Genomic DNA, 21474 nt, shown 5'->3' on the forward strand with positions numbered 1-21474 from the left:
TTCTAATCCGCCGCTTGATTGGTTCAGCCTAAATCAACCACCTTGGTCAGCATGAAATGCTCAGGCTGCCCGCCCCGGACGCACACATAGCCGCTCACTTCCTGGAGGCAAAACGATAAAGGTGGCCGCCATTCTTTCGTGAACGAATGGACAGTATCCTGCTCATCAAGGGACTGTTTGAACTTGACCCAGACGGGGTGTAGATGGCCAAAAGGCAGCTCGGGTGCTGCATGCAGAGGGTCTGCCACCATTTCCCTTTGCTCTATTTCCTGGATCGTTAGCTGTTCGAGCACGTCTTCGGCTGTCACGGTGAATTGCTCTTCACCGTCATCATCAAGCCGACGTTCAAATCGTCTTTTGTCACGGATGTTTATGATGATCAGTAACGGCCATGCCGTGATAACAAAGAGTATGGCCAAGAATGGTGCCAGAATGTCTTCGAGAAAAGAGAACGGCTGCCCTTCTCTCGCTTTGTCCATTGCGGCGGTGATGGTGTCATTCAGGTCGTTCTTTCGTGGCCTCAGTTTGTGCAGAATCCAGACAGATAGCCCATAGACCACACCGACAACCAGATAGCCGTAGAGGTAATTCATTCCTGTTTACCTCCGGTATCACCTTGTTGAAACACAGTCATGGCCGACGGTGAGTAGCCTTCACTTGCCCCCTCGGGCGCAGTGCCATTATGGATAAACTGCCTACTGACAACGACACCCCGATCAAGCGTTAACATCAGATCTTGCTCATACTGACTACCGAAGCCTGCATGGACGTACTCCAGCAGTTTCCCTCTTGGAATTCTGATCGTACCACTGTACCAATGCGCAAAGGCACGCTCAGCGTAATCGGGAAAAAGGTCTTTCTGAGTGATGGTCCGGCCGCCAGGTCCTGTTCCCTGCAAACCTACAAGATACAGCCGGTCATCGATGATCTCCCAACTCCCCCGATAGCCCCGCCACAGTGCCGAGCATGTCGCATGGAATTCGGGCCTTTCACCGCCCAGTTCGAAATACTGACTCAGGGGCGTGGCCATCATTGGCACTTGCTCACCGTCCAGCCGCAGGCTTTCACTGATTTGAGCCGTCATGGAATCTCCTTTTCTCGTTGGTCTACCTGACTGGATCTACACCCCATAGGAGTTTCACATCAGCCTGGTATGGGTTGGTCGCGTTCAGCCACCTCTGGATGCAACCAGATTAGCCTTTTTTTGATAGTATGGTGCCTTAACAGCCGCCTTCTGCAAGAAAGATGTGCTGATGCCTGCGGTCAGCAGATCGAGTTCTGACTGGCACGTTATTTTTGCCAACAATATCAGGGAACGAACCCATGGCGATGAAAGGCCGCATCAAAAAATGGAATGCCGACAAGGGCTTTGGTTTTATTCAGCCACAGGACGGCGGTGATGATCTGTTTTTCCATGTCAGCGCCATGCGCGACCGCAGTCTGCTGCCTCAGGTTAACCAGCTGGTTACCTATGAGCCTGGTACCGATAAGGACAACCGTCCCCGTGCCGACTCTGTTGTTTTAGCCGGCACCAGTGTACGGCGGCAGCGAAACAGTCAACACTCCAGTAGTCATGTGGTCATATCTGTGCTTGCGTTTTTTGCTGCCCTGGGAGTGGCTGCAATGATCGGCCTACTGCCTTGGCAACTGCCACTACTGATGGGAGCGCTGAGTATTTGGACGTTTATTGTATACGCCATGGATAAGGCGGCCGCCAAGGCTGATCGGCGCCGTACCCCTGAATCGACTCTGCATATGCTGGCGCTGCTGGGTGGCTGGCCGGGAGCGTTATGTGCGCAGAATTTACTCCGTCACAAATCGGTGAAAACGGCTTTCCGAACTACCTTCTGGTGGACGGTGACTCTTAATCTGGGGCTGATGGGGTTTCTGGTCAGTGAGTCAGGGCGTCAGCTGTGGCAGCCGCTGTTTAATTGATCAATATTGGCCCGAAACTGACCTTAGCACGATAGCCCATTGGAGAAACCGTGAGTAAGCGCACCGAAGCTTTCGGTGCTTTAGAGCAAGGCCGATAACATTCCCAAAAACCGAACAACAATGTCAGCGCGATACAATATGCCGACCAGGCCGGTGATCTCCGATGCTGGGAAGGTAGCTGCTGAAAATGGGAGGAGCCAGGCACCATCAAGAATCGCAGTTCATCGGTGGCCGATTAAGTTTGTCATCTTCTCAGGATAGTTTAGCCGGGCTAAGCATGAGGAGATTTTATGTCTGAAGCAATGAGCTTATACGATGCTGCCCCAAGCCATTCTTTACAAAAAACCGTGGTACGTAACTCACCGGTGCAGACGCCAACCGGTTTTGTCCGTTCCGAATATGGTGTCCTGCTGCGCAAGAACTGGCTGGATGCGACCTTTCATTTCTGCAAAAGAGGTGCCTACGATACCTTGCTGGTCGACTATCTCTATCACCAGTACCGGCCTTTTACCTTTGTTGATATTGGGGCAAATCAGGGGCTTTACTCTATCCTTGCCGGTCAGAATGCGCACTGCCAACAGGTCGTTGCCTTCGAACCGGTCGCCAGCACCTTTTCACTGTTGAAAACAAACATCGCAATCAATCAGGTTGAAGACATTGTTCAGCCGATAAAGGCTGCGGTTTCTCTCGAAACGGGCAGCAGCCTTATCATAAAAAAGCCTGGACACAGTGGAGCAGCGTCACTGCGCAAACTGCCACGATGGTTTCGTGTCACCGAAACCATTGCCACCATCGGGCCCGATATGCTGCAAGCATCCATACCTGCTGCATCTGACCTAATCATCAAAGTGGATGTGGAGGGACATGAAGGTGTGGTGTTTGATGCGTTGGCAAGATCCGGTGTGCTGAGCAATGCCAAGGCTGTGTTTTACGAAGTAAACCGCCGCTGGAGTCAGGAACAGGCTCTCGCAGCCATTCTGCGTGAATACGGCTTCACTGATTTCGTTTACACGTCATCAAAGTCACGTTGCGATGTGCTTGCAACCCGCTGAACAGCATGATGCCGCTTTCACACCCTTTTCAATCTGGGACGGGCATTATGTCGCTTTTCAACGGAAGCCGGTGGTCGTCACACTATGCACAACAGCACTTTGAGCCGCAGAGGCCTGATATTTTCGGCCCTGATAGCCTTGGCAGGTGCGCTACTGGCCCAGAGCGAAAGTTAGCAGGGTCGAGAACCTAGCCTAGTATGGTTCACTCATCGAAACTGATATTATTATTGCTGACATCATTCAGCAGACACCGACTTATGAAGAATACGCTTCAGACTCTGGACAGAGGCATCAACACTCTGGATCTGATATCCAAGTCTGAGAATGGTGTGACTGTAGCCAAAATAGCCGAAAAACTGGATATCAAAAGAGCCATTGCTTATCGGCTAGTTGCTACACTCGAAAACCACGGACTTGTAGTCAGAGCCGAGTCTGGCCTGATCCGCCTCGGTGCAACGGCAATAATGTATTCACATCGCTTTCAGCCGCAACTGAGGTCTGTTGCCAAACCCCTTCTGGAAAAGTTGGCACATAAGACCGGTGCAACGGCATTTGTGTCCGTCGCCCAGGGTGATGAATGTCACGTCATCATGGTGGAAGAATGCACCACAGGGATTTTACGGGTGGGATACAGGGTTGGCAGTAAGCATCCCCTGAAGAAAGGCGCTGCTGGAATTGCCATCCTCTCAAACCGGCCAAGGCATGAAGACGAACCAGCGGCTGTCACTCAAGCGCGCACCGATGGCTATTCACTGACTAAAGGCCATCTGCAGGCCGGCGCTATTGGCGTGGCCAGTCCGATTAAGACTTTCAGCGGTCAGGCTGTCTTCGAAAGCTGTATTGGGGTAGTTGCCATGGATGATTTGGATACACAAACAGCCATTGAAGCCGTCATGTACACAGCGACACAGATTTCCGAACAGCTGGGAATTTAATTCGGTTTGGCAGGGGCGCCAATTCCCCTGCCTTTCGCGTCCTTACTGGTTTTGTTGTTCGGCAAAGTATTCTTTTGCGATCGCACGCAGCTCATTCAAAGCGGCACGGGCATCCACACCTGTATCAGCGACCGACTGGATCCATTCCTCATCCAGACCCTTCACCTTCTCCGCAAAGTCCTCGGTAATCGCGTCGGCCTCGGTCAGCATGACAATGTTGCCACCCTGTGACTTGGCGTATTCAAGGGCATCGGTATCGGCCGCATCCCAGGCTCTGCCAGCCATGGCTGAAAGCTTCTCGCCGGACACACTCATGATGGCTTCACGATCTTCAGCACTTAGCTCATTGAGAAAATCGGGGTTCATGAACATTACGAAGCTTCCCATATAAAGACCGCCTGGGAGAACTGTCACATTTGGTGCCACTTCGGACAATCGTTGCGCCTTTTGTTCACTCAGCGGCATAAATACGCCATCTGTAACGCCCTGCTGCAACAGCTCATATACTTTGTTGCCAGGTGCCGCGACAGGTGTAATACCCAAGCGCTCTCCAATCTGGGACTGAACACCACCACCTATACGTATCTTTTTGCCCTCGAGGTCGGACAAAGATTTAACAGGGAAGTTGGTCTGAATTACGCCAGGGCCATGGGAAAAAAGGGCAATGAGCTCCAGGCCCTCGTGCTCCCCAGCCTGTTTCAGATATTTTTCATAGACGCGCCAATGAGCAACCGAGGCTGCTTCAGCATTAACCCCGAGGCCCGGCAATTCGACGATTTGCTGCAGCGGGAAACGCCCTGGGACAAATCCATGGAAAGTGAAGGCAGCATCCGCCACCCCATCTTCGACCAGTTGGAACAGCTGTCCGGGGTTATTCGAGCTGCGTTCGATATTAACTTTTACTCGCCCATCAGTGGCCTCTTCAACCCATTTGGCCCAAGTAGGCCAGACAACCGCATTTTGCGCGTGGGTTGGTGGCAACCAGGTTGAGACATTCATGACCGTCTGTGCAGAAACGGCAGCGGACATGGCAAGACCCACACCCAACGCAGCGATACTTTTAGCCAGTTTTGTTTTTATCATTATTATTGCTCCTGTTGTATACAAAATATCTACAGCATAGTCTTCATGACGAAAGGCTACCGAATATCATCAGTAGCAAAAATTTCGAGATTTTTTGACACACAATTTCCGTTTAGGCCCCCTCCTTAATCTTATAAGGTATTCTTACAACGCTATTTTGATTGCCTGCGTCTTAGCCCTTGAACAACATGTCACCATGCGTTTGTTTTCTGCTTTTTCGGAACGGGCAAGTACGTTATCCCGATGATCTATTTCTCCTTCCAGCACCTCAACCTCGCAGTTGCCGCAAAGCCCTTCCTCACAATCACTTTCGACTTCAACACCTGCAGCCCTGAGTGCATTCAACGCTGTCTGACCGGGCTGAACACTCACCACCATGCCTGAATTGGCGAGCACAAGGTCAAAGGCTGTATCCTTGCTGGTGTCATATGCTTCATGTTTGGCGGCAAAATGCTCAAAGTGCAGTACATTTTCCGGCAACGATTCACACAGTTCTTCCAGCATTTCTATCATCCGGTCAGGCCCGCATACATAAATGCGTGTATCGGCATCGGCCTCTGACACTATTGCCTGAAGGTTGGCTCTCTTACCTTCCGACTTGGGATAGCATTCAAAGTGGCCGGCATGATCCTGTTGGACCCTGCCCAAGAGAGCCATTGATGATCGATCACTTCCGGCATAATGCAGACAGTAATCCTTGCCGACTTCCGCCAGTCGATCCGCCATGGTTAAAATCGGTGTAATACCGATACCACCGGCAATCAGAATATACCGATTTGCACTTTCATCCAGTCTGAAATTATTTTTGGGACCTTTGATTCTCAACTGGTCACCCGGTTTCAAGTTGTCATGAATGTATTTAGACCCACCACGCCCCTCCTCCTCTTTGAGAACGGCGATCTCCAGAGTGTCTCGGCGACGGTTATCTCCACACAATGAATACTTGCGGCTAAAATCACCAAGCAGCAGGTCGATATGAGCCCCGGGTGACCATCTGGGGAAATCTCCACCATCCTTGTTTTTGAGAGTGAGACCAACAACACCCTTTGCCTCATGGCGAATCTGATCGATCACCACCTCACGGAAGATGGCATCTTTGGCAGGTGCACCTATTTTGACAGCTTGTCGGGTATCAAGAATCTCCGGTTTTGTGCGCTCGGGGTTGAGATTTACATCCCACTCAACAAACAGGTTTTCAGGACCGCGGAACGCGATATTGGGCAGGTACTTGAACTCCTGGTTTGGAGACAATCGCATGTGAGGCAAGCGCCTGGTCAGCTCTTCCAGGAAGATACACATTTCCATTCGGGCGAGATTTTTACCCAAACATTGGTGGCTGCCGTAGCCGAAACTGAGGTGCTCCGATGCATTGTCACGGAAAATATCGATGCTATCGGCATCCTCAAAGTAGCTCTGATCATGATTTGCCGATGAATTGACAATCAGCAGCTTGCCACCTTTTGGAATCTTGACACCACCTATTTCCGTCTCTTCAAGTGCCACACGCCGCCAAGCAACGATGGAACCCGAATGCCTAAGGCACTCTTCAACCGCTTGGGGAATCAGAGATGGGTCCTGACAGATACGGTTCCAGGTATTGATGTCTTCAAGCAGCAGACGCAGGGCATTGGCCGTCGCATGCGCGGTGGTCTCATGGGCAGCGACAATACCCGCCATCATCATGGAGTGCAGGTAGGAGTCTGTGATGACGTCAGGCAGCTCTTTCTGCCGTCTGATTGCATATTTCATCCAGCCATGACCGGAAGGATCTTCGCGCATTCTCTCCAGCACTTTGCCGGCATAATTCCAGAATTTGCCTACTGAATCAGCAACCTTGAGCTGCTGCTCCGGCGTCGGGCGCCCCCAGGTGTTAACCGTATGGGCGATGGAATATTCACGTAACTTGCCCATATCCTCCTCGGGAACACCCAGGAAGTGCAGCGCGACCGTCAGTGGAATCTCCCACAGCATTTCGTTAACCAAATCCGCCTTGCCCTTGTTGACGAATCGATCGACATATTCGCGAGTCAGACGGCGCACCATCGGCTCGTGGTGCATCAATTCCTCTGGACTGAAAGAAAACATCAGTGCGCGCCGACGCTCAAGATGCGCCGGCTCGTCTTCGTTCACAAGGGTGCGGGCCATACCGTAGTTGTAACGTTTAAGAACGGCTTCAGCTTCGCTCGAGAATGGCGTGATTTTTTCCAGCGCATTGGCAGGAGAAAACAGGGTGTTGTCTCGAAAAACCGCCTTCACATCTTCGTAGCGGGTGACAACCCAGTACCCAAGCTTCGGGCTGTAAAACACCGGTTCTCTCTCGCGTGACCAGCGCAGAACATCTGCGGGATCCGCTTGATAGGTGGGGCTGAAGGGATCAAAGGCGTCTGCTTCAGAGGATACTGGACAACCATGAGGGTCTTTTGGAATGGACGACATGGCGCCATGTGCGAACGGACAAACACCAACTGGCGTTGCTATGTCGTTGGTGTAATCGGTGTTCTTTGGCATGGATGCACCCTATTATTTTACTTATATCGGACACTTATTTCTTTTTATCGAACAGAATCGATACTAAGCTAGGCCGTTCCAATGAGTCAACGCCCCCAAAGAGATCACTCAGTCAAAGACGCAGCAAGACAAGTCCTTGTGGAATAGGATGCTGAGTCCGGCCGTTGTGTTGACATCAATCAAGCAAGTAAGATATTTCACTATACGTAAGTCAATTACAACATATGACATTAAGCAATAGGCCCAGTCTCTATGGATCTCTATACCTACTACAGATCAACTTCCTCCTACCGTGTCAGAATCGCTCTTGCCCTCAAGCAGGTTGAATACACACATTTGCCCATCAATCTGATTGGCAACGGTGGTGAGCACCAAAAACCGGAATATCTCTCGCTTAACCCACAAGGCAGAGTACCGGCACTAAAAACTGAAAGAGGCGAACTGCTGATTCAGTCACCAGCCATCATTGAATATCTGGAAGAGCAATATCCGCACCCAGCGCTGTTACCAGAAGAACCCTCTGAAAGAGCCAAACGTAGAGCCGTTGCTTCCATCATTGGCTGTGATATTCAGCCATTGCACAACATGGCTGTGCTGAACCAGCTGCGAGCGCTAGACATTTCGGAACAGCAAATTTCACATTGGCTCACAAAGTGGATTGGTGAGGGGTTAGAAGCTGTTGAACAGATGATTGGTGATCAAGGATTTTGCTTCGGGGAGCCTGGGCTTGCCGATGTGTATCTACTGCCGCAAATCTATGCTGCGCGGCGGTTCAACGTTGACTTAAGTGTTTTACCGAGGATTCTGCGAGTTGAAAAACTGGCACACACGCACCCAGCGTTTGTTGCTGCTCACCCGGATTCTCAGCCCGACAAGCCATCAGATAACTGAAAGTCCGTGTCTGACAGACCTACAAACGGTTACTGAACGCTTCTAGGCATGTATCCATTCATTTTTTCAGAGATAGCTTGAGCCACTGAAAACAGTTTCTCGGCCTGTGGACCAGAGAGATCTGCCGTGAAACTGGGTTCGGCTCCAACCATTGTGATTACACCGACCAGTTGATTATCGAGCGCAAATATCGGTACGGAAAGTGCGTTCACACCCATCATGAGCAATCCCTTGATGGCATGAATTCCACGCATGCGAATCAAGGCTAACTGTTGCTCCAACTCTTCTGCAGAAAGATTACTGGTCACAGAGAGTTCCTGCTCCATCAAGGTCTGTGTCTCAGTTGAGGGGAGAAATGCGCTAAACACCAGGCCAGTGGATGAACTCAGTAACGGTAACACTGAACCAACCTGGGTCACCACAGTCACCGCTCGAGCAGGCTTTTCGACATGCACCACCGATGGTCCTTGATTCCCCCACACGGCCAGAAAGCAAGTCTCATTAAACATATCACGCAGCTCGATCAGCTTTGGCAAGGCTTGACGGGCCACATCCAGACTTCTGACCGCGGCCATGCCGACAAACAGTGCTTCTCGCCCCAGACAGTAATGACCTGTACTCGGATCCTGCTCCGCAAATCCACTTGCGATCAGTGCCTGCAGATAACGGTGCACTTTGCTAGCGGGCATACCCACGTGGCCTGCAAGTTTAGAGAGCGATGTGGAAGGGCTGAGCACGGCTAGTCCTTTCAGAATATCAGTGCCGATTTGTGCAGACTGTACTTTCTGTCTGCGCGGGGCGTGCTCTGCTGTTTCATCAACATTCGTTGTCAACACTTCTCTCCCTCAACTGCTGCTAGATCGCTCAACTGCAATTAGCAGACTTACGAATCAGTGATTTTAAAGCATTAGTTGGTACTTGACCCGGCCAAGGCACCAATTTACGCTATTTGTAAGATGTTTACGCAATAATAAAAAATTAGCGAGGCTATGATGGAATCCAGATCTTCTGAACTCAACTATTTAAGTGGCTTTGGCAATCACTTCAGTAGCGAAGCCTTACCTGGTGCGCTGCCGCAGGGGCAGAATTCACCCCAGAAAGCTCCTTATGGTCTCTATGCCGAACAGTTATCCGGCACGGCTTTTACCATGCCCAGAGCAGAGATGCGTCGTACCTGGATGTATCGCATCAAGCCTTCCGCCACTCATGGCCAGTTTTCACGCCTAGATCACCAAATCCCTGGGAATGCTCCAGGAAAGATTAATCCGAACCGTTTACGCTGGAACCCGCCCGAAACTCCCACTGAAGATAAGGATTTCCTGCAAGGCTTATGCTGTCTGGCCGCTACTGCTCAGCCGGATCAAGCATCCGGTATCAGCATCTATGTATATGCAGCAAACCGCTCGATGCAGCGTGCCTTTTTCAATGCTGATGGTGAATGCCTGATCGTGCCTGAATCTGGTAAGCTCAGGATCACGACAGAACTGGGAATTCTAGAGATCGGCCCTCTTGAGATTGCCGTGATTCCACGCGGAATAAAGTTCCGTGTCGACCTGCTTGAAACCTCGGCCCGCGGCTACATGTGCGAAAACCACGGCTCTGCACTACGAATTCCCGACCTGGGCCCCATTGGCAGTAACGGTCTGGCCAATCCTCGTGATTTCAAAGCCCCGGTTGCGGCGTATCAAGATGAGGAAGGGGCGTATGAGCTGGTACAGAAGTTCTGTGGTGAACTCTGGACTACTATTCTGGACCACTCACCTTTTGACGTCGTCGCGTGGCATGGAAATCATGTTCCTTATCGTTATGACCTTCGTGATTTCAATACTATGAATACGGTCAGCTTTGATCACCCCGACCCATCCATCTTCACCGTACTCACATCTCCAAGCTCTGTACCTGGTCAGGCCAATATCGATTTTGTCATCTTCCCACCCCGTTGGATGGTGGCAGAAAACACTTTCCGTCCGCCATGGTTTCATCGCAACCTGATGAATGAATTCATGGGGCTGATCGTGGGCGAGTACGATGCAAAAGCGGGAGGATTTGTTCCTGGGGGTGCATCATTGCACAACTGTATGAGCGCGCATGGCCCTGATAACGCCAGCACAGTGCAGGCTATCAACGCAGAACTCAAACCCCAGCGTTATGAAAACACTATGGCTTTCATGTTTGAAAGCTGCCAGGTTTTGCGCCCCACTGAATTTGCACTTGAATCCCCACTATTACAGCAGGGATATGATGAATGCTGGTCAGATATGGCCAAAACGTTCAATCCGACTGGAGTCTGACCCATGAACAACGAAACACTGCCGACAAGCTGGGTGACATCAGCCAATGGACACCCCGATTTCCCTCTGCAAAACCTGCCCTTGGGTATTTTCAGCATTGAAGGCGATACCCCAAGGGGTGGAGTAGCAATCGGTGATCAAGTATTTGATATTCGATCCGCGCAGACTCTTGGCCTTTTCGAAGGTGAAGCTGCTGTGGCCGCTGAAGCTGTCTGTGAGACTAGCCTGAACCACTTTTTTTCACTGGCCCCACAAACCCGTCAGGCTTTTCGCGCGGCATTGACCGACCTTCTTGATGCCAGAAGCACTCAGAAGGAACGCCTGGAGCAATCAGTCGATGTCCTGCTTCATCCCCATGATGTCTGCACTATGCACCTTCCTGCATCTATTGGCGATTACACGGACTTTTACGTTGGTATCCATCATGCGAACAACGTAGGTAAACTATTCAGGCCAGACAATCCACTTCTACCTAACTATAAGCACGTACCCATTGGCTATCATGGGCGCGCATCGTCGGTATGTGTATCAGGAACAGCAGTCCGACGACCCAATGGACAGACATGTCCACCTGGCTCCGAGTCCCCCATGTTCGGCCCCAGCAAACGCATGGATTTCGAACTGGAGCTGGGTATCTGGATTGGTGAAGGTAATGAGCTGGGCCATCCCATTTCGATCAATGCTGCACGCAAGCATGTTGCAGGACTTTGTCTTCTGAATGATTGGTCGGCAAGGGATATACAGGCTTGGGAGTACCAGCCTTTGGGTCCCTTCCTGTCCAAAAGTTTCGCCAGCACAGTTTCGCCTTGGGTTATTACCATAGAGGCATTGGAACCCTTCAGTTGCCCTCAACCTACCCGCCCAGAGGGTGATCCTGCACCTCTGCCTTATCTGTTGGACTCACAGGATCAGCAGCACGGTGCTTTTGATATCCGGATGGAGGTTCTGCTTTGTTCTGAGCAAATGCGCAAAAACAATATTCCTCCTGTCAGCATAGCCTCAAGCAACAGCTTGCATATGTACTGGAGCATTGCGCAGATGATAGCCCATCACACAGTGGGCGGCTGCAATCTCAGGCCGGGGGATCTGTTGGGGTCCGGTACGATTTCAGGCCCGGAACAAAACCAGTACGGCAGCATGCTGGAACTGACTCAAGGTGGCAAAGCTTCCATTAAACTACCTTCAGGGGAAACCCGAACATTTCTTGAAGATGGTGACGAGGTCATCCTCACCGCCCGCTGTTACAAAGTTGGCTACCCCTCGATCGGATTTGGCAGTTGCAAGGGAATCGTGCACAAGGCGATATGAGCAAAGCCTTCCTTCATCGAAATCAATGGAGAGTGTTACAGGCCCTCACGACTTCGAAACCCAAGGGGTCAGGGCCTCCTTGGGCTTTGCTCGGTCATCAAAGAGTAATATAAACGACATTGTTCTCATAGCCCCGCGAATTCAACTCCGAAGTGCGACACACGCCCTCAGCCAAAAGGTAATCCTGAAACAAGATTTCGGGCTGCTTGCTTTACGAGAATGCAATTTACGCTGGGCCGCCCCCGTAACCGGAATTACAAGAATTGGCCCTTTTCAGACTTTTAGGGAGTTCTAATGAACGTACACCGACAACAATTAACGCTCGCATTTGCGGCTGGTTTGGAGCGTAGCGGAAAACACAGTCCGACAACATGCGTTTGTTATCTCATTCACCTTCCATTTCCTGTACATGAGCATCTATTTTTTTAGTCAAATCACGGCAATTTTTTACTAAATCTTTGATACTTTCTACCGACACGGTAATAGACTTTCCTTCCTTATCATACCCAGCGCGATGCACACAGTCGTGTCTCACTCTAACGGCTCTAAATAGCCATGATATATCTCCAAAATCACACCCAAGAACTTCAGCATACATTGGTTTTACCTTGCGCATATCATGGAAGATAATACCTTTTAAATATGTGGCAACAGTTGATTTAATGTTACTATGCTGAGCGTAAATCTCGTTTACTGTAAACTTTCGATTCCCAAATTCAGGATCAGTTTCGATCAGTTTTCTCGTTAATTTGTCGGAGTTCGTGACGCAATGAATAAATGTAGTAGACAGGAAGTGCTCCAGCGTAGAAACAACATGAGCATGCAGCATTACCAATAAACTAAATTGAGCGCTTTGAGTTGTTTCTATTTGAAGCATTGAAGGGATTTCAGCCAACTGTTTATTAAACATTTCCAGTTGCTCTGAATTAACCATTTCCCACTGAAGCTCATCTTCTTCAGGATCTTCCAAATCCCACTGCGATAAGCTCACATACGAGCCTGAAGTAAGGCCATCTATTTTTGCCATGATAGACGGATCGTTATCGTCGTCGAACCGAACAACATAGCCATAAAGCAATCCATCTTTGCTGTAATCACCTTCAATGTCGTAAGCGAGCTGCTCTAACTCATCTTCGGTAATTCCGAGAAGAGTAGCCAATCGATAATTCGTTTGTGCTTCAATTCGATCAAACCAGTAGTCTTGAGTACTGCCCATCTGTGTGACTCCCTACGGGGACATGACGCCGTGCTTTGCGGCTAGTTTGGAGCGCAGCGGAAAACCAGTCCGACAACAGCTCTCTGTAGCTCATTCTGCCATGATTTTTTCCCATTTATACTGACAGTAACTGCATTTTCCTTCATTGTATTGATCTTCTAGACCTAATGGTTCTTCGCACATTTCACAGTTGGTGTATTCCATTTCATAGTCGCATGCCACACAACAACCCTCTTCATAAATGAAAGTGCTTTTCCCGCACTCATGGCAGGTATCATAAGGAGAGTCACCGCCATCCATTGTATTTCTAATTGCCTCTCCAGCCAACGAATCATCTATGCATTGCTCAAGAACATCATCAAAACAGAAGTCATTTCCACATGACTTGCAATGTAGATTTATAGTCGGATAGGTATCATCAGAATACGGCGCTTGTATCAATGAAGAATGACATTGGTTGCATCGAAGATTCTTTAGCGCTACTTCAACTGAATGATATTTCCAGTCGATTGTATCAATTGTCGCTTTACAAGCTTTCTCTTCTGCTGAATAGACGTCACTTACTTCAAGCAAGGTTGCCCAGCAATCTTGACCTAAGGCTTCTTGAGGGTCTTGACTTAAGTGCTCTGATAGAAAATCCCTAATTAATAGAAACGACTTGGCTACGATTTCACGCACAGCATCAGGAGATTCAGATGTATAGTAGTGCTCCAAATCGTTTCTTAATTTATTAATTTCGTCGAATCTATTCCAGTCTACTGTAACGTTCAAGCTGCCGAACCTTTCCTTTATGGACTGAACATCAACCGTCTTGTGGCCTTTGCCTTCAAAAGCTATTTCGCCCTCTTTGTTTTTTACAGGCCTAATGTTTTGCTTAATTAGCAATTCTTTGTTTTCATCTGGAGACAATTGGCAGAGTTTTTCTTTGTAAAGCAATAAAACACCAGCCGCTATGTTTCTTACAGCAGAAACACTGCGCCTATCATCATCACTTTCAAAATCTTCAACCCCAATCTGGATTGAATCGATCGCATTTTGAATAATGCTCATTGTCTCTCCTGAGCTAACATTTTTAATACTGCGCATGCGTGTTTTTGCTCCCAGCCGAAGACTGGAATAAGTGATCTAAGCACTTAAAGAGAAAGACAAATCAAGATATCACTGCCATTCTCTTCCGGTGAAAACGAGCATGCGCGTTTTGCAGCTTTGCCGTGCGCGTTATCCTGCAACGGCCAGTCCATAGTTTCCTGATACTGAACGATTTTCCCGCCTGTTACCAGTTTCAAATGAGCACCGCTAAGTGACAAAGCAGGCAACATCGGCACGTGGCCTTCAATACACTGTATGAAATCACAGAAACTCAGATCAACTTGTCCACAGGCCAAGTGGCGCAGGGATCGATCAGCTGATTCCTGCGAAGGTCTGCTCTGTGCGCAAACCAGAAGTTGTAATCTGTCGAACGCCTTTGCCTGTACACTGGTGAGAAGCCCCTTGAGCGGGTTCAAAGCCCCCTCCTCATCAGACTTCGCATTTAACCACCAGTCCAAACTCTGCAGCCTGATCATCCGCGTTTTCGTCAAACATACGGCAGGCTTGGCGCTCTTGCTTCAGTGTCGCCAGCACAGAGAAGAAACAGCCTTCGCACAGGTGTAACTCGTATCGTTCTCCATCATGGCGGGATCCATACCCCCAATCAGCGTTGAGCACACCAAATTGAGGGGCATGCTTACCTTCGCCCGAGGTGCTGTCACCACAGACGTCACAGCGTACATCCCCAACGACATCGACAAGCTTCTGCGTCATGATTTTCATGGATGCTTCCTCTCTGTATCGCTCCTGTAGAGGTTCTACCAGACTACCCGGCAGGTCAAATCGTGCTTGATCACACTGGATCTATCGGCACCACCGGCCGAAAAATACCGGTCTTGGTCATCTCGCGCCGCAGATCAAAACGCTCCAGTGCAGCAATCGGATCTACCTGTTCCAGTTGCTCAAAATTCAGTTCAGAAAAGCGAGGTGTATCTATCGCCACCGATAGCAAATAGTCGTCGTTGATATGCCCGGTGGCAGGATCCAACCGCTGAGAGTAGCCCGAGACCACTACCTGTTCGACTCCTGGCAACAGGCCCAACACCACACCCGCCAGCCTCAGGACGATACCGTGAATATGGTGGGCGTATTCCTCCCGGCGTTGACGATCAGGCTTGTCCTTGATCAGCAGGCGGCGGTTACGGGCACCGAACTCGGCGCTGCGGGCTGGTATATCTTCGATCTCGGGCAGGTCCACATCCAGATACACACGCTGCTTGGCCAGGTCGATGTCAAAATCCACCAGGGTTTCGCGCGGCCAGTCCAGATCACTGAATTCGGCATTAAGGATCTCGACAACCAGGCCCTCGTCGGTTGTCAGCCGCTCAGTGAACACTTGCGCCAGCTGTGTCTGCTCTTGCTGATGAGCTTCCCAGGCCCGATTCCATTCAGCAACCTGTCGCTCATACTGTTGCAGACGTTGCTCGTAGGCCTTGTCGATCTGCAGGCACTGGTCTTTCCAAGCCTCCAACTCGAACGCCCACTGTTGCAGGTCCTGTTCTTGCGCTTGAATCAGTCGCTGCTGGCGACCCGGGATCAGCCGATCCCAGAAGCTTACGTCCAGCTCCGGCTTCACAGGTCGCGGGGGACGACGCTCGCGCTCGGGCTTGATGGGAGCCGGTTGTTCAAAGGCTTCGGGCTCGTAATCCGGGATGGCACTTCCCGGGGGCACGATATCCTGATGGATCTCCAGCAGCAGCTCCATATCGCCGTTGATGGTGTCCATCTCGGACTGGAGCCAGGTGGTCATGCGATCTGCATAATCTGACCACACCATCCTGCGCTGGGATGCATTCAGTGGCTGACCTTCCTGATCCACCAGTATCACCTGTCCTTTTTCATTCAACATTGCTTTGAATGCAGTTAGCTCTGGCGCTGAAGAGGCGGCACGGTTGTTTTGGCGTTGCTGTTCACGCTGTGCACGCCGCTGGTGGCTGGGCGAGCCGGACAGCCGGGTGCGATAGGACATGCCTGTACCGGGAGCGCCAACATTGCCCCAGAGGCCATTTTTACCCAGCGTAAGGGATGCGCCTCGCACACCGGCAGAGAGGCTGATGCCGCGCTTGCCAAGGTTCAGCCGAATGCCCGGCGCCAGACGAATGGTATTACGAAATCGGAAAGCCATATTAGTTGTGTATAGAACATCCTTGTTGTGATGGTCGTCAGATCAGGGGTTAGCCAGGCCAGCGTATCGTGCTCAAATGGGGCCCGAAGCTGCCTTATCGGTCATATCGGCAATGCATGCTGTAGGTAATCCCCCAACTGGTTCTTGCAAACTCCGGTGTTCCGCCATTCAGGTAGCAGGCCTCACGGAAGTTTCTTTCATCCTGCCAAGCGTAGCACCCGGACAAGACCAGCATCACCATTGTTGCCAACATGAGTCGGATCCCCTGTTTGATCATATCAACCTCTGGTGGAGTAGCTACATGCCCTTATAGGCGTCACCTGTGAGCAATATGACAGAGCCAAACGACATATGGTGTCGCTCTAATGCAAAACCGCTTTCGATCAACCTGCCGTACAATACCACCATGAAGATCGATGCCCTCACCTCTACGCCTTTGGATGACCCGCTCTACTACCTGCGCAATGCCGAGCAGGTGGTTCGGCTGTGCCTGAGTCAGTATGACGACCTGTTGCTGCAAAACGAGGTACAAGCACTGGAACGTCTGCTGTCGCTGGATCTGCCTGCGCGGGCGTTGCTGATTCGGATGGTGATGCGCAAGGGGACGCTGTTTCGTACCGATGCACTGCAGTACGAGGAGGTCCCCGATCTCGATAAGGAGATCACAGCGCTGGCCGATGCGGGGTTGGTTCAAGCTCAGCCAAGGTTATCACTGGAGGCGCTGTGCCATCTGAGCCGACGTGACGAGTGCCGGGCACTGGCCCAACAGCTGCTGCCTGATGCAACCTTTGCAGCCTCAAGCCGTAAGACGGATCTGGTCACCACCCTGCTGAATGCATTTCCAGATACCCAGCTCCAAACGGTTGAGAACTGGTGGCCTCAAGCCCCCTTTCAGGTCCTTGAGCTGTCATGCAGCCAACTGTTCGACCGCCTGCGGCTGATGTTCTTTGGCAATCTGTACCAGAGCTTGTCCGAGTTTGTGCTGACCGAACTGGGGCTGCAGCAGTTTGAAACCGTCCCGCTAACAGATGAGTCTCGCCCTTTCCAAAACCGGGCGGAAGTGGATCTTTATTTGCAGTTGCACCAACTCCAGCAACGGGCCGCTGAGGGCGAGCCGATTGAAGTGTTGTGTGACTTCCTGCCACCAGAGATCGACTGTGACTGGATCGATTACCGCCGCCAGAAGGTGCTGTTTCAGTTGGGCCGTGAGGCCGAGCGCCAGCAGCAAACCGATCTGGCGTTGAACCTGTATCGGCAAAGCCAACACCGCGGAGCGCAGCTGCGTGCGCTGAGGATACAGGAGAAGCTCGAGCCGCCGGAGCAGGTGTTTCAGTGGGCCTGTGAGGCGTACACCCGCATTCCTCAGCCCGAGATCCGCGTCGGACTGCAGCGCATACAGCAGCGCTGTGCCCGTAAGGCCAAACTGGAGTTTGCTGTACCCGAAGCTCTGTCGATCCCCACTGAGTCGGTAGTTCTGCCCAAGCCCGCACAGGGCCGGGTCGAGCAAGCCGTGATCGCATCCCTGTCGGATTCGGATACAGCGCTGTTTCATGTCGAGAATCGACTTTTTACCGGGCTCTTTGCCCTGCTGTTCTGGCCAGCCTTGTTTGCACCGGTGCGCGGTGCCTTCTTCAATCCGTTTCAGTCTGGGCCTGCCGACCTCTATCGACCGGGGTTCAATGAGTCACGCGCCGAATGGCTCGATGAGGGCTTTGAGAAGCTCCAGTCGGGCACCTACCAGCAGACGATTCTGCAACGGCTGGATCAGAAGCGGGGTATCAGCTGCTCATTGATCCACTGGCCCAGTCTGACACCTGACTTGGTTGAGAACGCTTTGGCGGTGATTCCGGCTGCGCATCTGGACGCGGTGTTCCGCCATCTGTTGCTGGATCTGCGCCACCATCGACGCGGGCTGCCGGATCTCATCGCGCTGAAGCGAAGTACAGGCCAGTATCGTCTGATCGAAGTGAAGGGCCCGGGTGATCGACTGCAGGATCATCAACGGCTATGGCTGCAGGCGATGCTGCAACATGAGATGCCGGTCAGTGTGCTCAACGTGAGCTGGCATGAACACGAGAGCGTTTCGTGAAGGTCGCCGTTCGCTCGCTATGTGAGTTCGCCGCCCGCGAAGGCAGCCTGGAGCACCGCTATACCCCCTCCCCCAGTGCCGATGAAGGTATTCAGGGCCATAAAATCCTGCAGGCACGGCGCCCCAGTCATTATCAATCCGAATACCTGCTCGAAGGTGAGTGCCAGGGTATCCAGCTGCGCGGTCGCGCCGATGGCTATTGGCCCGATGCGCCCATGCCCACGCTGGAGGAGATCAAAACCCACCGTGGCGACCTGGCCCGCATCGGACCCGGACAACGCCAGTTGCACTGGGCTCAGTTGAAAGTCTATGGCGCCCTGCTCTGCCAGCGGGATAGCCTGACTCAAGTCCGACTTCGACTGGTCTATTACGACATCGCCCGCGATCATGAAACCCCGCTGGATGAAGTCTGGCAACGCGAGGATCTTGAAGCCTTCCTGACTCAGGTATGCAGCCGCTACCGAGACTGGCACCGACAGGAGTCTGAGCACCGCCAGCAGCGTGATCGTGCATTGATGACGCTGGCGTTTCCGTTTACTGATTTTCGACCTCATCAACGGTTACTCAGTGAGACTGTCTATAAACGCATCTGCACGGACCGAGCATTATTGCTGGAAGCGCCAACCGGCATCGGCAAAACACTTGGCGTTACCTATCCGGCACTGATGGCCATGCCCAGGCGCCAGCTCGATCGACTGTTTGTGCTGACCGCTCGCACCACTGGTCGTCAGCTTGTTCTGGACAGCCTTCATATGCTGATGCCCAAAGGCGATGCCGAAATACTGCCATTGAGGGTTTTGGAGCTGACCGCACGCGACAAGGCGTGCGAGTACCCTGACCGTGCCTGCCATGGAGAGTCCTGCCCGCTTGCGGACGGCTTCTTTGATCGTCTGCCGGCCGCCAGGCAAGCTGCAGCCGCCGCCCGGTGGCTGGATCGAACCCGGATTCAAACGTTAGCCGCTGAGCATGAGATCTGCCCCTACTACCTGGCCCAAGAGATGGCACGCTGGTCGGATGTGATCATTGGGGATGTGAACCATTATTTTGATCAACAGGCGCTGCTGTCAGGACTGACCCGCCAGAATGACTGGCGCGTTGTGCCCCTGATCGATGAAGCGCACAACCTGATTGATCGTGCCCGTAGCATGTATTCGGCACAGTTGAGCCAGTCACAGTTTCGACAGGTCGCACGCTCTACACCGGACTCATTGAGTAACGCCTTCCGTGCCGTTCAACGCGCCTGGGGAAGACTGATTAAAAATCAGATCGAGCCGGTTACCAGTCCTGAGACCGGCGATCAGCGGTACCACCTGACGGAGGTACCCACCGAACTCAACACGGCCCTGCAACGACTGGTAGGCGATCTGACCGAGTACATGACCGAGCATCCGGTGATTCCGGAGCTGCAATCGCTATTGTTCGATACGCTCAGCTTCATGAAACTGGCCGAGCGCTTTGGTGGGCACTCCTTGTGTACGCTGGAGGTGAAGCGTACCGGACAGGCCGGTAAGCGATTACGCTCCAGTGCCCGTCTGTCGATCCGTAATCTGATTCCAGCGGACTTTTTGGCCGAGCGCTTTGCACAGGCGCAAGCCTGCATACTGTTCTCCGCCACCCTGAGTCCGGCCGAGTATTATCAGGACCTGCTGGGGTTGCCGGACAGCACCCTCTGGCAATCGATACCCAGCCCCTTTTCAGCGGATCAACTGGATCTGCACATCGTCAACATCAGCACGCGGTTTAACGACCGCCTGCGCTCCATTGGCCCGATGGTGAAACGGATCGAACAGCTGTATCAGTCAGTCCCCGGCAACTATCTGGTCTATCTCTCAAGCTTTGCTTACCTGGAGCAGCTAAAAATCGCCTTAGAGCAGCAATGCCCCGACATACCCGTTATTGCCCAAACAACAGGCATGGGTGAACAGGCTCGACTTGAGTTCATCGAGCAATTCCGCACCCGGCGTGGTGTGGTCGGCTTTGCCGTACTGGGTGGCGTGTTTTCAGAAGGAATCGACCTGCCCGGCGAAGCGCTGGTCGGGGTCTTCATCGCCACACTCGGGTTACCGCCCTTTGATGATTACCACGAGCAACTGGCCCGGCGCCTGCAAATCCGATTTGGACAAGGGTACGCCTATACCTACCTGTATCCGGGTATCCGTAAAGTGATTCAGGCCGCTGGGCGTCTGATTCGGACACCGGAGGACTCGGGTGTGGTAGAGCTGATGGATGATCGGTATGGGAGCGCCGAGGTGCAGGAGTTGCTGCCGGGATGGTGGCGGTGATACTGGAGCAGTGTCGAATCTTCGACACCTTGCCCGATGCTACCAATGGTTATGCGTTCAGTTGACCGAGCATTCTCGGAATCGATTGCGATTGCCGCTGTGCTAGTTTACCTACTCCGCCCTAGTGAACGCCCCAGTTCAGACCTGCTTGTTATCTCCTGGCCCCTGTGTGTAGAATTGCCAGAACTGTATATATAACCAGTATATCATCGGGGCGATTATGAGTGTTTCAGTTTTGGGTCAATCACAAGCAGCCGAGGCACTGGCGGCAGCACAGCTAAAAATTCCACTCTACCTCGAACGGGTGTCCGCCGGATTTCCCTCACCGGCGCAGGATTACGTTGAGGACACTCTCGACCTCAATGCCCTCTGTATCCAACACCCTTCAGCTACTTTTTTCGTGCGTGTCGAAGGCGAGTCCATGACCGGGGCCGGTATCTACCCTGACGACATTCTGGTGGTTGACCGGTCACTACGGGCATCTGATGGCGATTACGTCATTGCCTGCCTTGATGGTGAAATGACCGTCAAAGAGCTCTCACTGTCAAACGGCGTAAGGCTGTTACCACACAACCCTCATTTCCAACCGATCGAGATGGCAAGCGATTCCGAGTTGGAAATTTTTGGTGTTGTTACCAGCGTGGTTCGGCACGTTCGCAGGGCCAGCTAG

At 51.9% G+C, this 21474-nt stretch carries 19 protein-coding genes; 9 read left to right on the forward strand and 10 right to left on the reverse strand.

The genetic code is table 11. The annotated features are described in order from the left end of the window. Positions 1 to 23: 23 nt before the first annotated feature. Positions 24 to 593, reverse strand: coding sequence for a hypothetical protein (locus tag ABIE60_RS06660; RefSeq protein WP_354468661.1), 570 nt, complete (start codon positions 591 to 593; stop codon positions 24 to 26). Continuing rightward, the gene (locus tag ABIE60_RS06665; protein WP_354468662.1) at positions 590 to 1084 is read right to left on the reverse strand and encodes a hypothetical protein; all 495 of its coding nucleotides are present in this window, start codon (positions 1082 to 1084) and stop codon (positions 590 to 592) included. Before ABIE60_RS06665 ends, ABIE60_RS06660 begins: the two co-directional genes overlap by 4 nt. Before the next feature lie 239 nt (positions 1085 to 1323). On the opposite strand from ABIE60_RS06665, the gene ABIE60_RS06670 reads away from it, so the two are divergent. From ABIE60_RS06670 to ABIE60_RS06680, 3 genes are all read left to right on the forward strand, one after another. Beyond that, positions 1324 to 1935 carry a DUF1294 domain-containing protein gene (locus ABIE60_RS06670; RefSeq protein WP_354468663.1) on the forward strand — a complete coding sequence of 204 codons (612 nt, stop codon included), beginning with the start codon at positions 1324 to 1326 and terminating at the stop codon, positions 1933 to 1935. A 290-nt stretch (positions 1936 to 2225) separates the two neighbouring features. After that, positions 2226 to 2987, forward strand: coding sequence for an FkbM family methyltransferase (locus ABIE60_RS06675; protein ID WP_354468664.1), 762 nt, complete (start codon positions 2226 to 2228; stop codon positions 2985 to 2987). A 257-nt stretch (positions 2988 to 3244) separates the two neighbouring features. Beyond that, positions 3245 to 3922, forward strand: a complete 678-nt coding sequence (locus ABIE60_RS06680) for an IclR family transcriptional regulator (protein ID WP_354468665.1) — start codon at positions 3245 to 3247, stop codon at positions 3920 to 3922. A gap of 42 nt (positions 3923 to 3964) precedes the next feature. On the opposite strand, the gene ABIE60_RS06685 is transcribed toward ABIE60_RS06680, so the two are convergent. After that, positions 3965 to 5005, reverse strand: coding sequence for a TRAP transporter substrate-binding protein (locus tag ABIE60_RS06685; protein WP_354468666.1), 1041 nt, complete (start codon positions 5003 to 5005; stop codon positions 3965 to 3967). Positions 5006 to 5149: 144 nt separating this feature from the next. Further along, positions 5150 to 7513 (reverse strand): cytochrome P450/oxidoreductase, encoded by a 2364-nt coding sequence (locus tag ABIE60_RS06690; protein WP_354468667.1) that lies wholly within the window; start codon positions 7511 to 7513, stop codon positions 5150 to 5152. 252 nt (positions 7514 to 7765) lie between these two features. On the opposite strand from ABIE60_RS06690, the gene maiA reads away from it, so the two are divergent. After that, on the forward strand, positions 7766 to 8404 hold the full coding sequence (maiA, locus tag ABIE60_RS06695; protein WP_354468668.1) for a maleylacetoacetate isomerase: 639 nt from the start codon (positions 7766 to 7768) through the stop codon (positions 8402 to 8404). Between the two features lie 29 nt (positions 8405 to 8433). Here the strand turns inward: maiA and ABIE60_RS06700 are convergent, their stop codons facing one another. Next, positions 8434 to 9237: an IclR family transcriptional regulator gene (locus tag ABIE60_RS06700; protein ID WP_354468669.1), complete on the reverse strand. Its 804-nt coding sequence runs from the start codon at positions 9235 to 9237 to the stop codon at positions 8434 to 8436. Between the two features lie 159 nt (positions 9238 to 9396). Here ABIE60_RS06700 and hmgA point away from each other — a divergent pair, with 159 nt between their 5' ends. Next, entirely contained in the window at positions 9397 to 10695 is a 1299-nt protein-coding gene (gene hmgA, locus ABIE60_RS06705) for a homogentisate 1,2-dioxygenase (RefSeq protein ID WP_354468670.1), read from the forward strand. A 3-nt stretch (positions 10696 to 10698) separates the two neighbouring features. After that, entirely contained in the window at positions 10699 to 12003 is a 1305-nt protein-coding gene (fahA, locus tag ABIE60_RS06710) for a fumarylacetoacetase (protein ID WP_354468671.1), read from the forward strand. Positions 12004 to 12388: 385 nt separating this feature from the next. Here fahA and ABIE60_RS06715 read toward each other — a convergent pair whose 3' ends face one another. From ABIE60_RS06715 to ABIE60_RS06735, 5 genes are all read right to left on the reverse strand, one after another. Next, a complete protein-coding gene (locus tag ABIE60_RS06715) occupies positions 12389 to 13219 on the reverse strand; it encodes a hypothetical protein (RefSeq protein WP_354468672.1) in 831 nt (276 codons plus the stop codon). A 90-nt stretch (positions 13220 to 13309) separates the two neighbouring features. Next, on the reverse strand, positions 13310 to 14269 hold the full coding sequence (locus ABIE60_RS06720; protein ID WP_354468673.1) for a hypothetical protein: 960 nt from the start codon (positions 14267 to 14269) through the stop codon (positions 13310 to 13312). Positions 14270 to 14352: 83 nt separating this feature from the next. Beyond that, positions 14353 to 14724 carry a hypothetical protein gene (locus tag ABIE60_RS06725; RefSeq protein ID WP_354468674.1) on the reverse strand — a complete coding sequence of 124 codons (372 nt, stop codon included), beginning with the start codon at positions 14722 to 14724 and terminating at the stop codon, positions 14353 to 14355. 13 nt (positions 14725 to 14737) lie between these two features. Next, positions 14738 to 15031: a hypothetical protein gene (locus ABIE60_RS06730; RefSeq protein ID WP_354468675.1), complete on the reverse strand. Its 294-nt coding sequence runs from the start codon at positions 15029 to 15031 to the stop codon at positions 14738 to 14740. A 70-nt stretch (positions 15032 to 15101) separates the two neighbouring features. Continuing rightward, positions 15102 to 16433: a DUF4236 domain-containing protein gene (locus tag ABIE60_RS06735; protein WP_354468676.1), complete on the reverse strand. Its 1332-nt coding sequence runs from the start codon at positions 16431 to 16433 to the stop codon at positions 15102 to 15104. A gap of 331 nt (positions 16434 to 16764) precedes the next feature. On the opposite strand from ABIE60_RS06735, the gene ABIE60_RS06740 reads away from it, so the two are divergent. The 3 genes from ABIE60_RS06740 to ABIE60_RS06750 all read left to right on the forward strand — a co-directional run bounded on the left by ABIE60_RS06740 (position 16765) and on the right by ABIE60_RS06750 (position 21474). Next, positions 16765 to 18522 carry a VRR-NUC domain-containing protein gene (locus ABIE60_RS06740; protein ID WP_354468677.1) on the forward strand — a complete coding sequence of 586 codons (1758 nt, stop codon included), beginning with the start codon at positions 16765 to 16767 and terminating at the stop codon, positions 18520 to 18522. Next, positions 18519 to 20804 carry an ATP-dependent DNA helicase gene (locus tag ABIE60_RS06745; RefSeq protein ID WP_354468678.1) on the forward strand — a complete coding sequence of 762 codons (2286 nt, stop codon included), beginning with the start codon at positions 18519 to 18521 and terminating at the stop codon, positions 20802 to 20804. Before ABIE60_RS06740 ends, ABIE60_RS06745 begins: the two co-directional genes overlap by 4 nt. Before the next feature lie 220 nt (positions 20805 to 21024). Then, positions 21025 to 21474 carry a LexA family protein gene (locus tag ABIE60_RS06750; RefSeq protein ID WP_354468679.1) on the forward strand — a complete coding sequence of 150 codons (450 nt, stop codon included), beginning with the start codon at positions 21025 to 21027 and terminating at the stop codon, positions 21472 to 21474.

The organism is Marinobacterium sp. MBR-109, from assembly GCF_040547565.1.
Classification (GTDB): Bacteria; Pseudomonadota; Gammaproteobacteria; order Pseudomonadales; family Balneatricaceae; genus Marinobacterium.